At 70.8% G+C, this 17987-nt stretch carries 20 protein-coding genes and 4 pseudogenes; 19 read left to right on the top strand and 5 right to left on the bottom strand.

Annotated features, from left to right (window positions below; all coding sequences use genetic code 11):
- Positions 1 to 17: 17 nt before the first annotated feature.
- The 8 genes and pseudogenes from nudE to RDV84_RS13295 form a co-directional block, all read left to right on the top strand.
- Positions 18 to 563 (top strand): annotated as a pseudogene (nudE, locus tag RDV84_RS13265) (ADP compounds hydrolase NudE); the annotation flags it as partial.
- Positions 564 to 631: 68 nt separating this feature from the next.
- Positions 632 to 1471 (top strand): 3'(2'),5'-bisphosphate nucleotidase CysQ, encoded by an 840-nt coding sequence (gene cysQ / locus RDV84_RS13270; RefSeq protein WP_078997583.1) that lies wholly within the window; start codon positions 632 to 634, stop codon positions 1469 to 1471.
- Positions 1464 to 2300 carry a nucleoside triphosphate pyrophosphohydrolase gene (gene mazG / locus RDV84_RS13275; RefSeq protein ID WP_078997582.1) on the top strand — a complete coding sequence of 279 codons (837 nt, stop codon included), beginning with the start codon at positions 1464 to 1466 and terminating at the stop codon, positions 2298 to 2300. Before cysQ ends, mazG begins: the two co-directional genes overlap by 8 nt.
- 203 nt (positions 2301 to 2503) lie before the next feature.
- Positions 2504 to 2830: a YnfA family protein gene (locus RDV84_RS13280; RefSeq protein WP_078997581.1), complete on the top strand. Its 327-nt coding sequence runs from the start codon at positions 2504 to 2506 to the stop codon at positions 2828 to 2830.
- Positions 2758 to 3030: pseudogene (locus tag RDV84_RS26445) on the top strand (DUF6053 domain-containing protein); the annotation flags it as partial. The gene RDV84_RS13280 and the pseudogene RDV84_RS26445, both read left to right, overlap by 73 nt.
- 70 nt (positions 3031 to 3100) lie before the next feature.
- Entirely contained in the window at positions 3101 to 3757 is a 657-nt protein-coding gene (locus tag RDV84_RS13285) for a hypothetical protein (RefSeq protein WP_309150629.1), read from the top strand.
- A gap of 188 nt (positions 3758 to 3945) precedes the next feature.
- Entirely contained in the window at positions 3946 to 4251 is a 306-nt protein-coding gene (locus RDV84_RS13290) for an Mpo1-like protein (RefSeq protein ID WP_309150630.1), read from the top strand.
- Between the two features lie 52 nt (positions 4252 to 4303).
- The gene (locus RDV84_RS13295; protein WP_309150631.1) at positions 4304 to 4915 is read left to right on the top strand and encodes a hypothetical protein; all 612 of its coding nucleotides are present in this window, start codon (positions 4304 to 4306) and stop codon (positions 4913 to 4915) included.
- Between the two features lie 43 nt (positions 4916 to 4958).
- Here the strand turns inward: RDV84_RS13295 and RDV84_RS13300 are convergent, their stop codons facing one another.
- The 3 genes from RDV84_RS13300 to RDV84_RS13310 all read right to left on the bottom strand — a co-directional run bounded on the left by RDV84_RS13300 (position 4959) and on the right by RDV84_RS13310 (position 6700).
- Positions 4959 to 5618: a hypothetical protein gene (locus RDV84_RS13300; protein ID WP_078997578.1), complete on the bottom strand. Its 660-nt coding sequence runs from the start codon at positions 5616 to 5618 to the stop codon at positions 4959 to 4961.
- Complete coding sequence (locus RDV84_RS13305) at positions 5615 to 6268, bottom strand: hypothetical protein (protein ID WP_309150632.1); 654 nt, start codon at positions 6266 to 6268, stop codon at positions 5615 to 5617. The genes RDV84_RS13300 and RDV84_RS13305 overlap by 4 nt, the downstream gene beginning before the upstream one ends.
- 78 nt (positions 6269 to 6346) lie before the next feature.
- A complete protein-coding gene (locus RDV84_RS13310; RefSeq protein ID WP_057948658.1) occupies positions 6347 to 6700 on the bottom strand; it encodes a DMT family protein in 354 nt (117 codons plus the stop codon).
- A 109-nt stretch (positions 6701 to 6809) separates the two neighbouring features.
- Between RDV84_RS13310 and RDV84_RS13315 the strand changes: the two genes are divergently transcribed.
- Together RDV84_RS13315 and RDV84_RS13320 are read left to right on the top strand one after the other, a co-directional pair.
- Positions 6810 to 7520, top strand: coding sequence for a response regulator transcription factor (locus RDV84_RS13315; protein ID WP_057948657.1), 711 nt, complete (start codon positions 6810 to 6812; stop codon positions 7518 to 7520).
- Positions 7521 to 7544: 24 nt separating this feature from the next.
- Positions 7545 to 8882 (top strand): sensor histidine kinase, encoded by a 1338-nt coding sequence (locus RDV84_RS13320; protein ID WP_078997600.1) that lies wholly within the window; start codon positions 7545 to 7547, stop codon positions 8880 to 8882.
- Here RDV84_RS13320 and RDV84_RS26450 read toward each other — a convergent pair.
- A complete protein-coding gene (locus RDV84_RS26450) occupies positions 8809 to 9141 on the bottom strand; it encodes a DUF6053 domain-containing protein (RefSeq protein WP_425608173.1) in 333 nt (110 codons plus the stop codon). The genes RDV84_RS13320 and RDV84_RS26450 overlap by 74 nt on opposite strands.
- A gap of 45 nt (positions 9142 to 9186) precedes the next feature.
- On the opposite strand from RDV84_RS26450, the gene RDV84_RS13325 reads away from it, so the two are divergent.
- The 7 genes and pseudogenes from RDV84_RS13325 to RDV84_RS26455 all read left to right on the top strand — a co-directional run.
- Positions 9187 to 10779 (top strand): efflux RND transporter periplasmic adaptor subunit, encoded by a 1593-nt coding sequence (locus tag RDV84_RS13325; protein ID WP_309150633.1) that lies wholly within the window; start codon positions 9187 to 9189, stop codon positions 10777 to 10779.
- Positions 10776 to 11519 carry an ABC transporter ATP-binding protein gene (locus RDV84_RS13330; RefSeq protein ID WP_057948656.1) on the top strand — a complete coding sequence of 248 codons (744 nt, stop codon included), beginning with the start codon at positions 10776 to 10778 and terminating at the stop codon, positions 11517 to 11519. The genes RDV84_RS13325 and RDV84_RS13330 overlap by 4 nt, the downstream gene beginning before the upstream one ends.
- Positions 11516 to 12754, top strand: a complete 1239-nt coding sequence (locus tag RDV84_RS13335) for an ABC transporter permease (RefSeq protein WP_250449371.1) — start codon at positions 11516 to 11518, stop codon at positions 12752 to 12754. Before RDV84_RS13330 ends, RDV84_RS13335 begins: the two co-directional genes overlap by 4 nt.
- Positions 12755 to 13102: 348 nt before the next feature.
- Complete coding sequence (locus tag RDV84_RS13340; protein ID WP_309150634.1) at positions 13103 to 14314, top strand: hypothetical protein; 1212 nt, start codon at positions 13103 to 13105, stop codon at positions 14312 to 14314.
- A 393-nt stretch (positions 14315 to 14707) separates the two neighbouring features.
- Positions 14708 to 15103, top strand: a complete 396-nt coding sequence (locus RDV84_RS13345; protein WP_057948653.1) for a diacylglycerol kinase — start codon at positions 14708 to 14710, stop codon at positions 15101 to 15103.
- 130 nt (positions 15104 to 15233) lie between these two features.
- On the top strand, positions 15234 to 15977 hold the full coding sequence (locus RDV84_RS13350) for a TerC family protein (RefSeq protein ID WP_231736179.1): 744 nt from the start codon (positions 15234 to 15236) through the stop codon (positions 15975 to 15977).
- A pseudogene (locus RDV84_RS26455) lies at positions 15923 to 16135 on the top strand (DUF6053 domain-containing protein); the annotation flags it as partial. The gene RDV84_RS13350 and the pseudogene RDV84_RS26455, both read left to right, overlap by 55 nt.
- Here the strand turns inward: RDV84_RS26455 and RDV84_RS26460 are convergent.
- Positions 16054 to 16245, bottom strand: a pseudogene (locus RDV84_RS26460) (DUF6053 domain-containing protein); the annotation flags it as partial. The pseudogenes RDV84_RS26455 and RDV84_RS26460 sit on opposite strands and share 82 nt — an antisense overlap.
- Here RDV84_RS26460 and RDV84_RS13355 point away from each other — a divergent pair.
- Positions 16244 to 16900: a LemA family protein gene (locus RDV84_RS13355; protein WP_309150635.1), complete on the top strand. Its 657-nt coding sequence runs from the start codon at positions 16244 to 16246 to the stop codon at positions 16898 to 16900. The pseudogene RDV84_RS26460 and the gene RDV84_RS13355 overlap by 2 nt on opposite strands.
- A 16-nt stretch (positions 16901 to 16916) precedes the next feature.
- A complete protein-coding gene (locus RDV84_RS13360) occupies positions 16917 to 17945 on the top strand; it encodes a TPM domain-containing protein (RefSeq protein WP_309150636.1) in 1029 nt (342 codons plus the stop codon).
- The last annotated feature ends 42 nt before the right edge of the window (positions 17946 to 17987 follow it).

Raw genomic sequence — 17987 nt, forward strand, 5'->3', positions numbered from 1 at the left:
GGGCCCGGAGCCGCGCCATGAGCCGGCGGCTGCCGATCGTCCACAACGTCGTCGAGCACGACGCCTCCGGCTACCGGATGGAATCGCTCGACCTGGAGTTCTCCAACGGCGAACGCCGCCGCTACGAGCGCCTGCTCGGCCGCCCGCGCGCGGCCGGCCCCGGCGCGGTGATCGTGGTGCCGATGCTCGACGATGAGACCGTGCTGCTGGTGCGCGAGTACGCCGCCGGCGTGCACCGCTACGAGCTGGGCCTGGTCAAGGGCCGGATCGACGCCGGCGAGAGCGCCGTCGAGGCCGCCGACCGCGAGCTCAAGGAAGAGGCCGGCTACGGCGCGCGTTCGCTGACCGTGCTGCGTTCGCTGAGCCTGGCGCCGACCTACATGATCCACCAGGCCTATCTGGTGCTGGCGCGCGATCTTTATCCCGAGCGCCTGCCCGGCGACGAACCGGAGGAACTGGACGTGATTCCGTGGAAGCTCGACCGCTTGCACGAACTGATCCTGCGCGAGGACTTCTCCGAAGGCCGCAGCATCGCCGCGCTGTTCATCGCCCGCGAGTGGCTCCGCCACGGCGAGCCCGCGCCGCCGCCGGCCGAGACCGTCGATCCGGCGGCCGGCGCGGAGATCGCGCCATGAACGCGCCGGCCGCTCCCGCCTTCCATGCCGACGCCGCCCTGGTCGAAGGCGCCATCGCCATCGCCCGCGTCGCGGCCGCGGCGATCCTGGACATCTACGACGGCGAATTCGCGGTCGAGCGCAAGGCCGACGCCTCGCCGCTGACCGCCGCCGACCTGGCCGCGCACCACGCCATCCTCGCCGGCCTGGCCCGGCTGACCCCGGACATCCCGGTACTGTCGGAGGAATCGGCCGACGAAGTCGGCGTCGAACAACGCCGCGGCTGGGAACGGCTGTGGCTGGTCGATCCGCTCGACGGCACCCGCGAATTCGTCAAGCGCAACGGCGAGTTCTCGGTCAACCTGGCCTTGATCGAACGCGGCGAACCGGTGTTCGGAGTCGTGCTGGCGCCGGTCGGCGGCGCGCTGTGGCACGGTGCGCGCGGCGGCCACGCCTATCGCCGCGACGGCGAGCAGGAGCGTCGCATCCAGGTGCAGGCGCCGCCGGCGCAGCCGCTGCGGGTGGCCGCCAGCCGCTCGCACCACAGCCAGCGCAGCGACGACTTCCTCGCCCGCGCCCACCGCGAGGCGCCCGGCGGCATCGCCATGGTCAGCCTGGGTTCGTCGCTGAAGTTCTGCCGCATCGCCGAGGGCTCGCTCGACCTGTATCCGCGCTTCGGCCCGACCAGCGAGTGGGACACCGCGGCCGGCCAGTGCGTGCTCGAAGCCGCCGGCGGCGAACTGCTGGACCCGCAAGGCCGGCCGTTCCGCTACAACCAGCGCGACAGCCTGCTCAACGGCGACTTCATCGCCCTGGGCGACGCCTCGCTGCCGTGGAGGGCCTGGCAGGATGGCTGAGGTGCTGAACCTGCCGCCCGGCATCGCCGGCCTGCTCGAGATCATGGCGCGGCTGCGCGATCCGCAGCGCGGCTGCCCGTGGGACGTCGAGCAGACCTTCGCCACGATCGTGCCGTACACCATCGAGGAAGCCTACGAAGTCGCCGACGCGGTCGACCGCGGCGACCGCGACGCGCTCAAGGACGAACTCGGCGACCTGCTGCTGCAGGTGGTGTTCCACGCGCGCATGGCCCAGGAAGAGGGCGCGTTCGGGTTCGATGACGTGGTCGCGGCGATCAGCGACAAGATGGTGCGCCGGCATCCGCACGTGTTCGGCGAGGCCAGCGTCGAGGACGCGCAGGCGCAGACCGCGGCCTGGGAAGAACTCAAGCGGCGCGAGCGCGAGGCCGCCGGCGAGGCCGACGCCTCGGCCCTGGCCGGCATCGCCCGCGGCCTGCCGGAATGGCAGCGTGCGGTGAAGCTGCAAAAGCGCGCCGCCACGGTCGGCTTCGACTGGCCGGCGCCGACGCCGGTGATCGCCAAGCTGCACGAAGAGATCGAGGAAGTGCGGGTCGAATTCGACGCGGTCGCCGCCGCGCCCGACGATGCGGCCGCGCGCGACCGCTTGGAGGAAGAGATCGGCGACGTGCTGTTCGTCTGCGCCAACCTCGCCCGCCACGCCAAGGTCGACGTCGGCGCCGCGCTGCGCCGCGCCAACCTCAAGTTCGAGCGCCGTTTCCGTGCGATGGAACTGCAGGCCGCGCAGGACGGCATGGCGCTGGCCGAACTGCCGCTGGAGCGGCAGGACGACTATTGGGAACAGGCCAAGCGCGCCGAGCGCGGCGAGTGAGCGCGGCGCGGCGGCCGGCGACCTGAGCGAAAGGCGTCGGGCCTGAAGGCCCTCCCACAACCGCCCGGTTCGTGCATTTCCCGCGGGGCCGCGCTTTTATGAGAGGGCCTTCAGGCCGACGACAGTCCTGTTCACGCATTCCTCGGGGCTGCGCTTTCGTGGGAGGGCCTTCAGGCCCGACGCTTTCCTTTCCGGTCGCCGCCATGCTCAAGACGCTGTTGCTGTTCTTGCTGACCGCCGTCGCCGAAATCGTCGGCTGTTATCTGCCGTACCTGTGGCTGCGCAAAGGCGGCAGCATCTGGCTGCTGTTGCCGGCCGCGGCCAGCCTGGCCTTGTTCGCCTGGCTGCTGACCTTGCATCCCACCGCCTCGGGCCGGGTGTATGCCGCTTACGGCGGCGTCTACGTGACCGTCGCGATCTTCTGGCTGTGGTGGGTCGATGCGGTCAAGCCGAGCCGATGGGACCTGCTCGGCGCCGCGCTGTGCCTGGCCGGCATGGCGGTGATCATGTTCGCGCCGCGCACCGCCTGACGCGCACGGCCTGGGTGGTTGCGGGACGGGCTTCAGCCCCGCTGCCGTCGCTCCAGGTCGCTGCGACCGGAGCCCTGCGGGAGGGCTTCAGCCCCGCTGCTGTCGCTCCAGGTCGCTGCAACCGGAGCCCTGTGGGAGGGGCTTCAGCCCCGACGCTCTTGTTTCAGTCCGCGGCGACCGGACCCGAAAGCGTCGGGGCTGAAGCCCCTCCCCCAGTTGAAGCGCCCGTCGCGCCGTTGCAGCATGGCGCATCGCACGCAGGAGGCGGACATGCGCAAGCTCAACGGATGGATCGCCGTGTTGACCCTGGTGCTTCTTGGCTTCGGCTCCGCGCACGCGGGCGAAGAGGAACGCCTGCTCGTCTTCGTCGGCGAAAAGATCTCGGTCGCCGAGTTCAAGCCCGAACTGCCGCCGAACACGGTGATGATGGATGCCGTGTTCAAGGCGAAGTTCCGCGTGCGCCAGGTGGTCTACGGCCGCTACGACGATGGGGTCATCGAGTTCGACGCCTACGATCATTTCGGCGTCCCCGGATTCGCCGAGTACCCGCATTCGCTGTTGTTCGTCTTGCGACAAGACGATGGGTTCGTGCAGCTGAAGTACCAGTACGTGCCGGTGTTCCGGACCCGCAGCGGCGAATGGAACGGCTGCGGCCCGGTACGCAATCGCGACGACCAAGGCCGTAGCTACCTCGCCAAGGCGCAGCCGGTCGCGTTCGCCGAGGAGGCCTATCTGCGGTTGTCCCCGGAGCGCCCGCGCGAACTCGATGCGAAGAGCTATCCGCGTCGGGATTTCCGTATCGAAGGCGACCGCGCGTATTGCCTCACCGGCAGCTCCCTGCGCGAGCTGTTCGAGCTCAAGAAGCAGGCGGCGCTGAAAGATGAGGGATGGTTCGGCGGGAACGGCGCGGCGCCCGGCTCGCGCTGACGCCGGCGCGGCCGTGCCGCCCGCCGGCTTGATCGGCGCCGGCAACGGCGCGAGGATCGCAGGTCTGGAGCGCATCGCCGCGACCGGGGCGGTCGGAGTGTCGCGAGGGCGACATTCCGCGCCGGCGCCGCCGGCTAAGGTGCGCAAGGCCGTGCCGCGAGGCGCGCAGCGATCAGGGAGATTCGGCCATGTCCAACCGCTTCGCCAGCTTCCGCGAGTTCTACCCGTTCTATCTCAGCGAACACAGCAACCGCACCAGCCGGCGCCTGCATTTCATCGGCAGTTGCGGGGTGCTGGCGCTGCTGGCGCTGGCGATCGCGCAGGGGCGGCCGTGGCTGTTGCTGGCCGCGCTGGTGTGCGGTTACGGCTTCGCCTGGATCGGGCATTTCTTCTTCGAGAAGAACCGGCCGGCGACCTTCAAGCATCCGCTGTATTCCTTCGCCGGGGATTGGGTGATGTTCAAGGACATCCTCACCGGCAAGATCAAGTTTTGAGCCCGCCGGCGGCGCCCGCGCGGAGCCGGTTCCGATGCAAGGACGCTCGCGCGTGAAAGCCGCACTGAAGAACCTCGCGTTCGCCGGCCTGCTCGCCGGCCTGTTCCCCGCTTTCGGGCCGGCCGGCGCGGTCGCGCCGGCGGCGCCCGACCTGCCGCTGCGCGTTTCGCCGTGGCTGGAGCAGGCGATGGACAGCAAGACCTGTCCGCTGGTCGATGTGCGGGTCGACGCCGCCGGACAGGCGGGACGCGCCGCAAACGCGCCGTCCGCGCGCGTGGCGACCGTCTGGCTCGCGCGCGAGGACGACGCAGCGGATCCGTCCGCGTGGCCTGCGCTGTATCTGTCGCTGGGCGGGCGGCCGCTGGCGCTGCGCCGCGAAGGCGCGGCCACCGACGTCGAAGCGCAGTCGCTGCGCGATCGCCGCGGCCCGGCGCTGCGCTGGTCGGCGCCGGCGGAGCGGGTTTCGGCGCGGTTGTTGTTGCAGGCGCCGCGTCTGTACGTCGAAACCGGCGAGGGTTGGCGGCCGGTGCCGCCCGGGCGGGCCGCGCAGGCGCGCCAGGGCGAGGATCCGACCCGCACGGTCTGGAAGGGCCGGCTCAGCCTGGACCTGCGCGGCCGCCGCTGGGAGCGCGAAGTCGAGGTGGTCTCGATCTGCGGCCCATGACCGCGCGGCCGGTTGCGCGGCAGCGCGCGCCGAACCGCCGCGCTCAGCGTTGCGGCAGATGGCGTGCGATCTCGCGCAGCGCCTGCGCGGCGGCGCGCGGGTGGCGATCCTGCGCGGCCAGCGCGCGCCAGCGGGCGAGGCCGTCGCACGGCGCCATCAGGCGACGCAGCCAGCGCGCCGCGTCCAAGCCGCCGGGCAGGTCGGGATCGTCGGCCGCCGCGGCGGCGCAGGCCTCGACGGATTCGACGAAGTAGCGCCGGCCGCGGCGCAGGAAATGCACGCCGACCCGGCCGCCGAGCAACACCGCGCCCTGGTCGGCGCCGCCGAACTCGAACCACTCGATCCGCAGCGCCGGCCGCCGCCGTGCCCGCCAGCGCAGCACGGTGGCGAGCGGCAGCGTGCGCGGCCACGGCGCGAGACTGGCCGCCAGGTACGCCCCGCGCAGATAGAACGGCTTCAGGGTCAGCGCCTGCCAGCCGCCGCGATGCGGCAGTCGGGCGTCGCGTTCGAGTTGCTGGACCGGCCCGGGCTGCAGGCTCGAACGCTGCCAGCCGTGGGCGAGGGCGGCGTCGAGATCCCACTGCGGGTCGAGCCCGAACGAGGCGGTCGAGAGCAGCCGGCCGTGGTCGACGAATTCGGCGAGCAGCGCGTGCAGGCTCAGCGGGATCGGCGATGGCGGCGCGGTCGAATGGGGCACGGTCACGGCGGCAATAAGGTCGCGATCCCCTCGACCGCCCGCAACGCCGCGCGCCGCTGCCGGCCTTTGGGATTCTGCGCGGCCCGCGCGAGCCAGTCGGCCGAGCGCTCGCAGGGCTGCATGCCGACCAGGGTGCAGTCCAGTTCCTCCAGCGCTACCCGGTCGTCGCCGCTGCCGACGATGCGCGGCATCAGCGAGGTCACCCGATAGCGGTCGCCGTTGCGGGTGAAGCAGAACTTCACCGACCGGTCGACCAGCACCGCGCCGTACTCGGCGTTGAAGGTTTCGAACAGTTCCACCCGCGGCGCCGGCCGGCGCCGCGACAGCCAGCGCAGGATCGTGGCCAGCGGCGGGCCGGGCAACAGGTCCAGTTCGCTGTTGAGGTAGCGGCCGCGCAGGTAGGTCGAGCGCAGGCTGGCCGGCACCACCCCGCCACGATGGCGCAGCAGGACGTCGCGTTCGATTTGTTCGTAAGCGGCCGGGCGCATCGCGGCATGCTTGAAATCGCCGGCGACCAGCTCTTGCAGGGACTGGTCCGGGGCGAACCCGAACGCGGCGGTCGAGCGCAGGCAGCCGTGCTGCAGGTATTCCTCGATCACCGCCTGCAGGCTCAGGCCGGTGCGCAGCGGCGGGATGGAAGCGTCCTTGTGGGCCATCGTCGGCTGGGTCCGTCCGGGTTGGAACGCGGGAAGATCGATCCGGAACGGTCGATCCAGGCGATCAATACAGGAAGGTCATTCCAGGAAGATCAGCCAGGCCGCGACCACGATCAGCCCGAACCCGGCCCAGTGGTTCCACTTCAGCGGCTGGCCCAGGTACCAGATCGAGAAGCAGGCGAACACCAGCAGGGTGATGACCTCCTGCATGCCCTTGAGCTGCGGCGCCGAGTAGACCGCGCTGCCGAGCCGGTTGGCCGGCACCTGCAGGCAGTATTCGAACAGGGCGATGCCCCAGCTGACGCCGATGGCGACCGTCAACGGGGCGGATTTGTACTTCAGATGCCCGTACCAGGCGAAGGTCATGAAGATGTTGGAGCCGAGCAGGAGCAGGACGGGGTAGACCAGGGCGGACAGGCGATCGGCGGGCATGCAAGGGCCGGAAGGGGTGGTGTGTGATGGCCCTACAGTATCGCCTTCACGAACCGTCCACCTTGTGGAGGGCACTCTTCACAAAACTGAAGGACGCCGGAGGGGCTGCATGCAGGGTACGAGAGACGGGGGCCTGGTCCTCATCGTCGAAGACAACCGCAATATCTCCGAGATGGTCGGCGAGTACCTGGAAAGCCGCGGCTTCGAGGTCGATTACGCCGCCGACGGCCTGGACGGATACCGGTTGGCGACGGAGAACAGCTACGACGTGGTCGTGCTCGACCTGATGCTGCCGCGCATGGACGGCATCGAGGTGTGCAAGAAGCTGCGCGAAGAGGCCCGCAAGTCGACCCCGGTGCTGATGCTGACCGCGCGCGACACCCTCGACGAGAAGCTCACCGGCCTGAGCGCCGGCGCCGACGACTACCTGACCAAGCCGTTCGCGATCCAGGAACTGGAAGCGCGCCTGCGCGCCCTGATCCGGCGCGAGCGCCGCCAGGTCGGCGGCGAAGTGCTCAAGGTCGCCGATCTGGTGCTCGACCCGGCCAGCCTGCGGGTCACCCGCGGCGGCAGCGAACTGCAGCTCTCGCCGATCGGCCTGCGCCTGCTGACCATCCTGATGCGCGAATCGCCGCGCGTGGTCAGCCGCCAGGAGATCGAGCGCGAGATCTGGGGCAACGGCCTGCCCGATTCGGACACCTTGCGCAGCCACCTCTACAACCTGCGCAAGACCATCGACAAGCCCTTCGACAAGCAGCTGCTGCACACCGTGCAGAGCGCCGGGTACCGGGTAGCGGATATTTCGCAGCCGCCGGACTGATTGGACCGGTTCGCCGCCACCGCCATGCCGCAAGGGCTACCGCGCAAGATCAAGCTTGCGTTCATTCTGCAGGCCTTGATCGGCAGCATAGCGATCACGCTGGGCATCCTCCTGGCGGGTCTGGCGGTGCGCCATGTCGTCCTCGAACAGCGCATGCAGCGCGAAGCCGACGACTACTGGGACGGGCGCAAGCGCGACCCGGAGTACCCATTGCCGCGCACCTCGACCACGCGCGGCCACTTCGTCCCCACCGGCGCCAGCGACTCGGTGCTGCCGGCGCAGATGCGCGCGGTCGGCTCGGGGCTGCACAACCTGCCCGGCGGCGGCAAGGTGGTGCTGGTGGACCGGCGCGAGGCCGGCAGCTTCTATCTCGTCTATGCGACCTCGCTGATCGACGAGGCGATCCTCTACACCGGCCTGTTCTCGCTGCTGTTCTCGCTGCTGACCACGTACCTGATCTCCTGGCATACCTACCGCACCTCCAAGCGGCTGGTGTCGCCGGTGAGCTGGCTGGCCAACGTGGTCTCGCAATGGGACCCGCGCGATCCCGACACCAGCCTGATCGAGCCGATCAAGTTTCCCTACGACCCCGGCAGCGAAGTGCGCCGGCTGTCGAGCGCGCTCAGCGGCCTGGCCGAACGCGTCAGCGACTTCGTCCAGCGCGAGCGCGATTTCACCCGCGACGCCAGCCACGAACTGCGCACGCCGCTGACCGTGATCCGGGTCGCCACCGACCTGATGCTAGCCGACCCGGACACGCCGGTGCGCGCGCAACGCTCGCTGCTGCGGGTGCAGCGCGCCGGCCGCGACATGGAGGCGGTCATCGACGCCTTCCTGATCCTGGCGCGCGAATCCGATGTCGAGCCGCAGTCGGAGGAGTTCGCGGTGCGCGACATCGTCGACAACGAGATGGAACGCATCCTGCCGCTGCTCAACGGCAAGCCGGTGGAACTGCACCTCTACGACGAGGGCGGCCCGCGCCTGACCGCGCCGCCGCACGCGCTGGGGGTGATGATCGGCAACCTGCTCAGCAACGCGGTGCGCTTCACCGACAGCGGCCGCATCGACGTGCGCCTGAGCCGCGACGGCATCGAAATCCGCGACACCGGCATCGGCATGTCGGTGGAAACCCTGACCAAGGCCTTCACCCCGTTCTACCGCGCCGATTTTTCCGCCGGCGACGGCAAGGGCATGGGCCTGTCGATCGTGCGCCGGCTCGGCGAGCGCTTCGGCTGGCCGGTGACCCTGACCAGCGCGCCGGGGCAGGGCACGACCGCGGTGATCCGGTTCAAGCCGGGCTTGCCGCCGCCGCTGGCGCCGATGACGCCGCCCGCGCCGGTGCCGCGGGTGCCTGAGGCCTGAGTTCGGGCGCGGGCACGGGACGCCGCCTGCCGCAGCCGGCTGTGGTGGGAGGGCCTTCAGGCCCGATGCTTTCCGCCCAGATCGCGGCGATCCGACACAAAAGCATCGGGCCTGAAGGCCCTCCCACAAGAGCGATGCGACGCTCCGCTTCGCCGCGGCATCCATGAACCGACGCTGCTTGCCGCCGCTTCGCGCCCGCGCTCAAACTGAACATCGGCAGCGCGCCCCGCGAAACCGCCGCATTCGCTGTCAACCCCATTCAGTCCCGCGCGTTCGCACCCGCAAAGCCCACTGTCCCGAAGCCATGAGCGCAGCCCAGCCGTCCACGCCCCGCCCCGCGTCTTCCCTGCGCCCGCGCAAGTCGCCCTGGCCCAAGCGCGCCGCCATCGCCGTGGCGGTGCTGGTCCTGGCCGGAGCCGGCTGGCATTTCTACAGCCAGCGCAGCGCCGAGGAAGCGGCCGGCGCGTACCGCACCGCCAAGATCGAGCGCGGCGACATCCGCGTGACCATCTCCGCCACCGGCGCGCTGTCGGCGATCTCCACCGTGGACGTCGGCAGCCAGATCTCGGGCCAGGTCATCGACGTGCTGGCCGACTACAACGACCACGTCACCAAGGGCCAGGTGATCGCGCGCATCGATCCGAGCACCTACGAGGCGCAGATCAACCAGGGCAACGCCCAGGTCGCCAACGCCCGCGCCTCGCTCGCCACCGCGCAGGCGACGCTGCGCAACGCCGAGCTCGATTACCAGCGCAAGTCCTCGCTGGTGAAGGACCAACTGATCGCACGCAGCGACGCCGACCTGGCCCGGGCCGCGCTCGACCAGGCCCGCGCCCAGCTCAACGGCGCGCAGGCGCAGATCGAGCAGCAACTGGCCTCGACCCAGACCTCGCGCCTGAACCTGCAGCGCACGGTGATCCGCGCGCCGGTCGACGGCGTGGTGCTGACCCGCAGCATCGAGCCCGGCCAGACCGTGGCCGCGAGCCTGCAGGCGCCGGTGCTGTTCCAGATCGCCGAAGACCTGTCGAAGATGGAGATCGTGCTGGCCATCGACGAGGCCGACATCGGCCAGGTCAAGCCGGGCCAGGCGGTCAACTTCACCGTCGATTCCTTCCCCGACCGCAAGTTCCGCGGCGCCGTGCAGCAGGTGCGGCTGTCGGCGACCAACACCAGCAACGTGATCACCTATCCGGTGGTGGTCGCGGTCGACAACGCCGACGGCGTGTTGCTGCCGGGCATGACCGCCAACGCCGAGATCGAGGTCAGCCACCGCGACGACGTGCTGCGGGTCGGCAACGCCGCGCTGCGCTACAAGCCCGACGACGATGTCGCGGCCGCGCCCGGCGCGCCCGCCGGCGGCGCCGGCGGACAGCGCGGCGGCCTGGGCGGCGACCTGCCGCGCGTGGCCGAACAGCTCAAGCTCGACGCCAACCAGCGCGCCGCCTTCGACGCCGCGCTGGAGCAGATGAAGCAGCGCATGGCCGCGCGCGCCGGCGGCGCGGCCGCGGGCGGCGCCAGTGGCGGCCCGCCGGCGGGCGGCGCGCCCAACATCATCATGGGCGGGCGCGGACCGGGCGGTGGCGGCGGCAACAACAACAACCGCAACCGCGCCGCCGGAGCGGTCTCCGGCGCCGCGCGCCAGCGCATGCTGGAGCGCTTCAACCAGCAGTTCGGCGCGTTCCGCGCGCTGCTCAGCGACGAACAGAAGCAGAAGTGGGACAGCGAAGTCGGCGCCCTGGTCAGCGCGCGCCGCGCGCCGCTGTACAAGCTGGTCGGCGGCAAGCCCGAGGCGGTGACGGTGCGGGTCGGCGCCAGCGACGGCAGCTGGACCGAGGTCTCGGGCAACATCAAGGAAGGCGACGAGGTCGTCGTCGGCACCGGACGCGGCGCGAAATGAGCGCCGTGGCCGCCACGCCGGCCGCCGCGGTCATCGAGACGCGCGCGCTGGGCAAGGTCTATTCGCCCGGCAGCGAGGCCGAAGTGATCGCGCTGCACGGCGTCGACCTGCGCATCGCGCGCGGCGAGTTCGTCGCGATCATGGGCCCGTCGGGCTCGGGCAAGTCGACCCTGATGAACCTGATCGGCTGCCTCGACACGCCCACCAGCGGCGTGTACCTGTGCGACGGCGTCGATGTCGCCACGCTCGACAAGGAAGAGCGCGCGATCCTGCGCCGCGACAAGATCGGCTTCGTGTTCCAGGGCTTCAACCTGCTGCCGCGGATGAACGCGCTGGAGAACGTGGCGATGCCGATGGGCTACGCCAACGTGCGCCACGACGAACGCGCGCAGCGCGCGCAAGAGGCGCTCGAAGCGGTCGGCCTGGGCCAGCGCGCCGGGCATCGGCCGAGCGAGCTGTCCGGCGGCCAGCAGCAGCGCGTGGCGATCGCGCGCGCGCTGATCAACCGCCCGCCGATCCTGCTCGCCGACGAACCCACCGGCGCGCTCGACACCCGCACCGGCGAGGAGATCCTGGCGCTGTTCAAGAGCCTGCAGGCGCGCGACCACACCGTGGTGCTGATCACCCACGATCCCGACGTGGCCGCGCACGCCGACCGCATCTTCGTGATGCGCGACGGCGAACTGCACGAGCAGGAGCGGGAGCCGGAGCAACAGCAAAAGCGAGACCTGGAGCGATGAACTTCTTCGAAGTGCTGCGCACGGCGGTGTTCGCTCTGCGAGGCAACTGGCTGCGCAGCGCGTTGACCTCGCTCGGCGTGATCATCGGCATCGCCGCGGTGATCGTGATGGTCTCGGTCGGCCAGGGCACCCAGTCGGAAATCGACAAGCTGGTCTCGGGCCTGGGCTCCAACCGGCTGGACATCAGTTCCGGCGGCGGGGGGCGCGGCACCGGCGGCGTGCGCCTGAGTTCGTCGAGCTTCTTCACCCTGACCGAGGCCGACGCCGAGGCGATCCGCAACGAAGTGCCGGAAGTGCAGTACGTCGCCGCCTCGCTGCGCGGCGGCACCCAGGCGGTGTACGCGGAGAACAACTGGTCGACCCAGTGGCAGGGCGTGCAGCCGGATTTCTTCGACATCAACGGCTGGACGATCGGTTCGGGCTCGAACTTCGAGGCGCGCGACTACGGCAGCGGCGCCAAGTCGGTGATCCTCGGCGAGACCGTGCGCCGCTCGCTGTTCGGCGACGAGGACGCGATCGGCCAGACCGTGCGCCTGGGCCGGGTGCCGTACACGGTGATCGGCACGCTCAACCCGAAAGGGCAGGGCGGCTTCGGCCAGGACCAGGACGACGTCGTGCTGGTGCCGCTGGAAACCGGGCGCCGGCGCATGCTCGGTGCGATGGGCCTGCCCAACGGCGCGGTGATGCAGATCGCGGTCGGCGTCGGCCGTGCCGAGGACGTGTCCTACGCGCAGGAGCAGATCGAGGGGCTGCTGCGCCAGCGCCACAAGATCCAGCCCGGCAGCGACGACGACTTCAGCGTGCGCAACATCGCCGAAGTGGTGGCCACCCGCACCCAGACCACGCGGCTGATGTCGCTGCTGCTCGGCGCGGTGGCGACGATCTCGCTGATCGTCGGCGGCATCGGCATCATGAACATCATGCTGGTGTCGGTGACCGAGCGCATCCGCGAGATCGGCCTGCGCATGGCGGTCGGCGCCGGGCCGGGCGACATCCAGCGCCAGTTCCTGGCCGAGGCGATGCTGATCTCGCTGATCGGCGGCGCGCTCGGCATCGCCATCGGTATCGTCGGCACCTTGCTGGTCGGCCGCATCGGCGCGCTGCCGGTGGCCTTGAACGGGCAGGTGATCGCGCTGGCGGCGGGGTTCTCGATCGCCACCGGCCTGTTCTTCGGCTACTACCCGGCGCGCAAGGCCTCGCAGCTGGATCCGATCGAGGCGCTGCGGCAGCAGTAGGCCGCGCGACGGCGCTCGACGAAACCTCACCCCGTCATTCCGGCGAAAGCCGGAATCCATCTTGATCTTGCCTTTGCGTCTGCCTTCCTGCGGCAGGCAGCAGCAACTGCAAAATGGATTCCGGCTTTCGCCGGAATGACGAGTGGGGGTTTCGTCGGAATGACGGGTGAGGGTTTCGCCGGAATGACGAGTGTGGAGAGTCCGGCCCAGGAGCGGCGGCCAAGCCGCACGACGTCGCTTGCCTCCCCCGAAACAACGCCCTGGGCCGCCTGACTACAACCACAGGCACGGGCAAGACAGCACCGGCCGTGCCATCGTGGCGGCGTCGGACGGCGCAGCGGAGCGGGCATGAAGAGAGAGTGGCTGGGACTATTGCTGGCAATGTCCGCGCTCGGCGCGCCCGCGGCGTTCGCCGCAGCGGACGCCGCGGCGGCCGCGCCGACCACGGTGATCGTGCTCGGCGTCGACCACGCCGCGCAGTTGGTGTCCGAACGCGACCGGCCGGCCTTGCTCGACGCCTTCCTCGACCGCGCGAAGCCCGATGCGATCTGCATCGAGCGCACGCCCGAGGCCTTCGCCCGCGGCGATTTCTACGAGTTCACCTACGAAGCGCAGGACGTCGCGGTGCCGTTCGCGCGCCGGCGCGGAATCGAGCTGTGTCCGATCGATTGGGAACCGCCGGTGGAAGACCAGCGCCTCGGGTTCGGCCTGGCGCTGGATGCGCCGCCGGAACTGCGGCCGCTGAACGGCATGTTCGGTTTCCTGAGCTTCGCCGCGCCGTCGCTGCAACGCGACCTGTTCCACGCCGACGATCCGGCCAAGCTGGAAAAAGTGACGAACTGGGCGGCGACGCCCGCGGCCAAGGCCCGGCACGACCTGCCGCGCCGGCTGTATCTGTACCGCACCTACCTGCAGGCCCAGCGCGTCGCCGCGGCGGCGCGCGCGCATCCGGGCGGGCGGGTGGTCGTGGTGGTCGGCGAGTTCCACAAGCGCGACATCGAGGCGATCCTCGCCGACGAGCCGGGCCTGCGCCTGGTCCAGCCGTCCAGCCTCGGCCGGCCGAGCGAGGCCGAGGCCGCCGCGCACGACCGGCCCGAATACCAGGCGGCGATCGCCGGCTTCAATCTGCTCGGCGTGCAGGCGGCCAGCGGGGCGGTGGACTACGCCTTCGTCGGCCGCGCGCTGGCGGCGCTGGAAGCGGGCGGCGCCACGCCGCAGACGCGGCTGCTGCGGGTGCGGCTGGAACTGCGGCAGGGGCGGATCGCCCGCGCCGAGGCGATCGCCCGTTACCGCGCCATCGCCGCCGAGGCCGGCGCGGCGCGGTTCGGCTGGACCGGGGTCAAGGACGCGGGCCGGGTGGATTCGTGGTTCGATCCGTTCGGCAATCTCGACGTGCGCCGGCGGGCCTTGCTGGAGGCGGCGCGCGAGACCTTGGCACAGGGCGATGCGGCGGCGGCCTCGGTCTTGCTGGATCAGTGCGCGGCCGGGTTGAGTCCGCGCCAGCAGGAACAACTGCGCGGCTACTGGCGGCGCGACATCGAACCGCGCGAGCGGTCGTAAGCTTTTGTAGGAGCGGCGCGAGCCGCGACCGCGAAACAACGCCTGCGACGCAGGTGCGGTGTCGCGGTCGCGGCTCGCGCCGCTCCTACAGGGAGCGACCGCAGCCCTGGCCGGGCTGGCCAGCTACCTGAACCGCAGTGGCCGGCGGCACCGGTTCGACAGGTCCAGTCGCTGCCCCGCAACCGCCACGGTGGGACCACCCGCGCCCCCGCCGCCGGGGCGGCCGGGCCGGGCTTGTGGCAAAATCGCGGGCTTGTGGCGGCCGTCGGCCGCCGTCGCCGGGCCGGTCCCGGCTTCAGGACCGAGAACGCCCGCCCATGCCGACCACCCCGTCGTCCCCGACCGCGCGCGCCGTGCGCGCCGCGGCCCCCGTCTGCGGCCAGGAGCGCCGGCATGGCTGACGAATACGGGCACCTGCCGCGCGGCCCGGGCCGCATCCTCAAGGCCGCGACCTGGTCCATGCAGGGCCTGCGCGCGGCCTGGCTGCACGAGTCCTCGTTCCGGCTGGAGGTCTACCTGTTCCTGGTGCTGGCGCCGGTCGGCTGGTGGTTCGGCGAGACCGGGGTCGAGCGCGCCCTGCTGATCGGCTCGATCCTGCTGGTGCTGAGCGTGGAACTGCTCAACTCCGCGGTCGAGGCGGTGATCGAGCGCTACGGCCCGGAATTCCACGAACTCGCCGGCCGCGCCAAGGACATGGGCTCGGCCGCGGTGTTCGTTTTGCTGATGAACGTGCTGCTGGTGTGGGCCGCGATCCTCGGCCCGCGCCTGTGGCACCACCTGATGGGCTGATCGCCCCCGCGGGGAGCGCATCGCGCATCGCCAGGACGGCGCCCCCGCGCCGTCCGTCCCGGGCCGCCCGACGCGGCGCGCCCGTGCCCGCGGCCTCGCCGCGGGCGCTACACCCAACACTCTTAGAGGTATGCCGCACGTGATGGAAATGCTGACCGATCCGCAAGTCTGGATCACCTTGTTCACCCTGAGCGCGATCGAGATCGTGCTGGGCATCGACAACCTCGTCTTCATCTCGATCGCGGTCAGCAAGCTGCCGTTCGACCAGCGCGAGAAAGCGCGCAAGTTCGGCATCGCCGTGGCCTGCATCACCCGCATCGCGCTGCTGCTGACCCTGGCCTGGCTGGCCGGCCTGACCGCCGACCTGTTCACCGTCGCCGGCATCGGCGTCTCGATCCGCGACCTGGTGCTGATCCTCGGCGGCGCGTTCTTGCTGGTGAAGGGCTCGATGGAGATCAAGGACCTGATCGTCGGCGAGGAAGACGCCGACGACGTCCACACCAAGCCGGCGGCGTCGTTCATGATGGTCATCGCGCAGATCGCGGTGATCGACATCGTGTTCTCGCTGGACTCGGTGATCGCCGCGGTCGGCATGGCCAGCCACACCCCGGTGATGGTCGCCGCGATCCTGCTGGCGGTCGGCGTGATGCTGCTGGCGGCGCGTCCGCTGGGCCAGTTCATCGATTCCAACCCGACCATCAAGATGCTGGCGCTGGCCTTCATCGTCCTGGTCGGCGCGTTCCTGATCCTCGACGGCCTGGGCATCCACATCCCGAAGGGCTACATCTACGCGGCGATGGGTTTCTCGGCGCTGGTGGAATGCCTGAACCTGTGGGCGAAGAAGCGCGCGGCGCGGCGGCTCACCGCCGAGTAAGCGCGAGGTCGCGCCAGACCGCGAAGGCCGGCGAGCGATCGCCGGCCTTTTCGTTTGTGCGAGGGGCCGCTTTTGTGGGAGGGACTTCAGTCCCGACGCTCTTCGGCCGGGTCGCAGCGATCCGGCCGAAGAGCGTCGGGACTGAAGTCCCTCCCACACAGGCAGAAGCCGCAGTCCCGGTCGCGAGCTTCATCACGCGCCGTCCATTGCGCCGCCCCGCGCCCGGTGCTGCAATGCGGCCGTCATCCCGCCGGAGTGCCGTCGCCATGTTCCGTCCCCTGATCGTGCTCGCCCTGGCCGTGCTGCTGAGCGGCTGCGGCTACAACACCATCCAGCAGAAGGACGAGTCGGTGAAGGCGGCCTGGTCGCAGGTGCTCAACGTCTACAAGCGCCGCGCCGACCTGGTGCCGAACCTGGTCGCCACGGTCAAGGGCTACGCCAGCCACGAACAGCAGGTGCTGACCCAGGTCACCGAGGCGCGCGCCAAGGTCGGCAGCATCAACGTCAACGCCGATGATCCGGGTTCGCTGCAGCAGTTCGAACAGGCCCAGGGCGAACTGCGCGGCGCGATCGGCCGGTTGCTGGTGGTCAGCGAGAACTATCCCCAGCTCAAGGCCGACCAGAGCTTCCTGAGCCTGCAGACCCAGCTGGAAGGCACCGAGAACCGCATCGCCGTGGAGCGCCAGCGCTACATCGCCTCGGTGCAGGACTACAACACCTACATCCGCCAGTTCCCGACCAACCTCACCGCGAAAATGTTCGGCTACGCGACCAAGCCGAACTTCACCGTCGAGAACGAGGCGCAGATCCAGCAGGCGCCGACGGTGGACTTCGGCGCGGCGCCGCCGGCCGCGCAACCGGCGGCGCCGCAGCAGCCGGCTTCGCAACCGCCGGCTTCGCAACCGCCCGCCCCGCAGCATTGACCGCGCGGCGATGAGCATGGCTCCGCGCCGACCCTCGCGGCCGTGGGCGGCGCTGCTGGCCGCGCTGTGGCTGTGCGCCGCGCCGCTGGCCGCGCGCGAGCCGGCGCCGACCACGGCAGCGCGGCCGGCCGAGGGCGTTGAGACCGTCGCAACCGACGCGGCGGAAGCAGCCGACGCGCGCGGCGCGCCGGTGCCGAAACTGACCGGCCCGGTCGTCGACCTCACCGGCACGCTCGACGCGGCCGCGTCGTCGCGCCTGAGCGAGCGCTCGCTGGAACTGCAGCGGCGCAAGGGCGCGCAGTTGATGTTGCTGATCCTCGACAGCACCGGCGGCGAAGACATCGCCGCCTACGCCGGTCGGGTGTTCGCGCAGTGGCGGCCCGGCCGCGCTGGCGTCGACGACGGCGTGCTGATCGTGGTCGCCAAACGCGACCGGCAGATGCGCATCCATCTGGGCCGCGGGCTGGAAGCGACGATCCCGGACGCCACCGCGCAGCGCGTGATCGACGAAATCCTGGCGCCGGCGTTCCGCGACGAGGATTACCCCGGCGGGCTGGAACGCGCCTACGACGCCTTGATCGGCTTGGTCGACGGCACGCCGCTGCCGGAGCCCGAGCCCGACCGTCTGCCGTGGCCGTTGCTGATCTTCGCCGGCGTCATGGTCTCGCCGTTCGTGCTGATCCCGCTGTTCGGCATGCGCGCGGCGTGGCGCACAGGGCCGGCGGCGTTCTTCGGCCGCTGGGCGCTGATCGCCGTGGTGGCGGTGGCCGCCTATTTCATCACCGTGCCGAAGCTCGCGCCGGACCTGCCCGAGTGGCAGCGGTGGATGCCGATGGCGCTGCTGACCTACATCGCGTCGGCCTTCGCCTGGGTCAGCGCGTTCGCCGGCAGCGACGGCGGACGCGGCCGGCCCTGGGACGATCGCGACGAAGAACAGCGCCGGCGGCGCCGGTCGTCGTCGAGTTCGTCCAGCTCGAGCGATTCCAGCAGCTACTCGGGCGGCGGCGGGAGCAGCGACGGCGGCGGCGCCTCGGGGCGTTGGTGATGGCGGCCGACGGCGCATCGCTACGCGCGCGGCCGCTTCAAT

Source organism: Lysobacter yananisis (assembly GCF_031199375.1).
In the GTDB taxonomy this organism is placed as follows: domain Bacteria; phylum Pseudomonadota; class Gammaproteobacteria; order Xanthomonadales; family Xanthomonadaceae; genus Lysobacter; species Lysobacter yananisis.

Coding starts and splice junctions, on each gene's coding strand:
- cysQ (WP_078997583.1), top strand. CDS start 632: ATGAACGCGCCGGCCGCTCCCGCCTTCCATGCCGACGCCGCCCTGGTC.
- mazG (WP_078997582.1), top strand. CDS start 1,464: ATGGCTGAGGTGCTGAACCTGCCGCCCGGCATCGCCGGCCTGCTCGAG.
- RDV84_RS13280 (WP_078997581.1), top strand. CDS start 2,504: ATGCTCAAGACGCTGTTGCTGTTCTTGCTGACCGCCGTCGCCGAAATC.
- RDV84_RS13285 (WP_309150629.1), top strand. CDS start 3,101: ATGCGCAAGCTCAACGGATGGATCGCCGTGTTGACCCTGGTGCTTCTT.
- RDV84_RS13290 (WP_309150630.1), top strand. CDS start 3,946: ATGTCCAACCGCTTCGCCAGCTTCCGCGAGTTCTACCCGTTCTATCTC.
- RDV84_RS13305 (WP_309150632.1), bottom strand. CDS start 6,268: ATGGCCCACAAGGACGCTTCCATCCCGCCGCTGCGCACCGGCCTGAGC.
- RDV84_RS13310 (WP_057948658.1), bottom strand. CDS start 6,700: ATGCCCGCCGATCGCCTGTCCGCCCTGGTCTACCCCGTCCTGCTCCTG.
- RDV84_RS13315 (WP_057948657.1), top strand. CDS start 6,810: ATGCAGGGTACGAGAGACGGGGGCCTGGTCCTCATCGTCGAAGACAAC.
- RDV84_RS13320 (WP_078997600.1), top strand. CDS start 7,545: ATGCCGCAAGGGCTACCGCGCAAGATCAAGCTTGCGTTCATTCTGCAG.
- RDV84_RS26450 (WP_425608173.1), bottom strand. CDS start 9,141: ATGGGGTTGACAGCGAATGCGGCGGTTTCGCGGGGCGCGCTGCCGATG.
- RDV84_RS13325 (WP_309150633.1), top strand. CDS start 9,187: ATGAGCGCAGCCCAGCCGTCCACGCCCCGCCCCGCGTCTTCCCTGCGC.
- RDV84_RS13330 (WP_057948656.1), top strand. CDS start 10,776: ATGAGCGCCGTGGCCGCCACGCCGGCCGCCGCGGTCATCGAGACGCGC.
- RDV84_RS13335 (WP_250449371.1), top strand. CDS start 11,516: ATGAACTTCTTCGAAGTGCTGCGCACGGCGGTGTTCGCTCTGCGAGGC.
- RDV84_RS13340 (WP_309150634.1), top strand. CDS start 13,103: ATGAAGAGAGAGTGGCTGGGACTATTGCTGGCAATGTCCGCGCTCGGC.
- RDV84_RS13345 (WP_057948653.1), top strand. CDS start 14,708: ATGGCTGACGAATACGGGCACCTGCCGCGCGGCCCGGGCCGCATCCTC.
- RDV84_RS13350 (WP_231736179.1), top strand. CDS start 15,234: ATGCCGCACGTGATGGAAATGCTGACCGATCCGCAAGTCTGGATCACC.
- RDV84_RS13355 (WP_309150635.1), top strand. CDS start 16,244: ATGTTCCGTCCCCTGATCGTGCTCGCCCTGGCCGTGCTGCTGAGCGGC.
- RDV84_RS13360 (WP_309150636.1), top strand. CDS start 16,917: ATGGCTCCGCGCCGACCCTCGCGGCCGTGGGCGGCGCTGCTGGCCGCG.